We start from the raw sequence: 2039 nt of genomic DNA on the forward strand, positions 1-2039 counted from the left end.
CGGCTCCGCCGCCACCGCGCTCGGCGGCGGACTGTCCGCGCTCGCCGCCGGGCTCACCGTGACCGCCGCCGCCTGGCTCGGCGCCGCGGCCGTCCACGACGGGCGGCTGGACGGCCTGCTCATGGCGGTGGTCGTACTGACTCCGCTCGCGGCCTTCGAAGCGGTCTCCGGGATGCCGCTCGCCGTGCGGCACCGGCAGCGCACCCGCCGTTCGGCCGAACGCGTCCACGAGGTGATCGACGCGCCCGCCCCCGTGCGCGAGCCCGAGGACCCCGCCCCGGCGCCCGCCCACCCGTTCCCCGTGGTACTGGCCGGCCTCACCGCCCGCCACCCGGGCGGTGAGGCCGGTGGGCGCCCGGCCCTGCGGGAGGTGGACCTGGTCCTGACCCCCGGCCGGCGCGTCGCGGTCGTCGGCCCCTCCGGGTCGGGCAAGACCACCCTGGCCCACGTGCTGCTGCGCTTCCTCGACCCCGAGTCCGGCGGTTACACCCTCGGGCCCGGCGCGGTTGACGCCACCTCCCTCGACTCCGACGCCGTACGCCGCCTCGTCGGCCTGTGCGCCCAGGACGCGCACATCTTCGACAGCTCCCTGCGCGAGAACCTCCGCCTGGCCAGGCCGTCGGCCACCGACGGCGATCTGCGCGCCGCCCTGGCCGCCGCCCGCCTCGACGACTGGGTCGGCGAACTGCCCGAAGGCCTGGACACCTCCGTCGGCGAGTTCGGCGCCCGGCTCTCCGGCGGGCAGCGCCGGCGCCTGGCGCTGGCCCGCGCGCTGCTCGCCGACTTCCCCGTCCTCGTTCTGGACGAGCCCGCCGAGCATCTGGACCTGGCCACGGCCGACGCCCTGACCGCCGACCTGCTGGCCGCCACCGAGGGCCGCACCACCGTGCTGATCACCCATCGGCTGGCCGGTCTGGAGGCGGTGGACGAGGTGGTCGTCCTGGACGGCGGGCGCGCCGTCCAGCGCGGCCCGTACGCGGAGCTGGCGGTGGCGGACGGTCCCTTCCGGTGGATGCTGGAGCGGGAGCGGGCCACCGGGGAGCCGGTCGCGGCCCGCGGCTGACGGGGATGGGGCCGGCGGGGCGCCGACCGCCCGCCCCGGGCCGGGAACCCCCTCAGGCCGCCTCGTCCAGCCGCCGCCGCTGCTCCTCGTCCAGTCGCAGCTCCATCGCGTCGAAGGCCTCGTCGAGCTGCCCGGTCCGGCTCACCCCGACGATCGGCACGACGGCCGGGTCCCCGCCGGTCAGCCACGCCAGCACCACCTGGTTCGCGGTGGCCCCGGTCTCGGCGGCCACCTCCCCGAGCACGGCCAGGCGCCGTGCCGTGCCGGGGTGGTCGTAGTGCTCGGGCAGCGGGCGGCCGGGGCGGGTGTAGGAGCCCCACAGCAGCGAGGAGTAGGCCCACAGGTCCATCTCCGGCTCGCTGCGCACGTAGTCGAGCGACTCGGCGGTCGTGTGCTGGTGCCCGCCCTCGGGCAGGGCCACTCCCGGCCGCGGCTGGACGTAGGAGTGCCGCAACTGCAGGGCGGTCCAGCCCGCCACCCCCGAACCGCGGGCGATCGCGCGGCCGCGCTCCACGCGCCAGGCGGTGTGGTTGGAGGCGCCGAGCCGGCGGGCCAGCCCGTCCGAGACCACCTCGCCGAAGGCGGCGACGGTCTCCTCCAGGGGCACGCCGCGGTCCTCCGCGTGCGCCCAGTACAGGTCGATCCACTCCGTGCGCAGCCGCCGCAGGCTCTCGCGCACCGCCGAGCGCACCGCGGGCGCCGACAGCCCCTGCGCGGACTCCGGCCACTTGCCCGGCACGGTCGGCTGCCGGCCCGCCTTGGTGCTGATCAGCACCCGGTCGCGTACGCCGGGCCGGGCGGCCAGCCACTCGCCGATCACGGTCTCGCTCTGCCCGCCGACGCCGGAGGGGTCCATCCAGAAGCTTTGACATCCTCGCTGCCCTGAAGGACGGTGATTCCCGCTTGCCGTGCCGTTGAAGGCTGCGGTGTCGGGTGGGTTCCTGCTTCGTGGCGCGGTGCCGGGACGAGTCCCGGT

Annotated in this window: 2 protein-coding genes; one reads left to right on the top strand and one right to left on the bottom strand. The window is 76.9% G+C overall.

Translation table 11 applies throughout. The annotated features are described in order from the left end of the window. Positions 1-1063, top strand: a 1063-nt coding sequence (cydC, locus tag AC2CJA_RS26350) for a thiol reductant ABC exporter subunit CydC (protein WP_484605167.1), incomplete at its 5' end; no start/stop codon positions are given. Positions 1064-1115: 52 nt separating this feature from the next. Here cydC and AC2CJA_RS26355 read toward each other — a convergent pair. Then, the gene (locus AC2CJA_RS26355) at positions 1116-1919 is read right to left on the bottom strand and encodes an aldo/keto reductase (RefSeq protein ID WP_484605168.1); all 804 of its coding nucleotides are present in this window, start codon (positions 1917-1919) and stop codon (positions 1116-1118) included. Between the last annotated feature and the right edge of the window lie 120 nt (positions 1920-2039).

The organism is Streptomyces sp. ATLC9 (genome assembly GCF_057196705.1).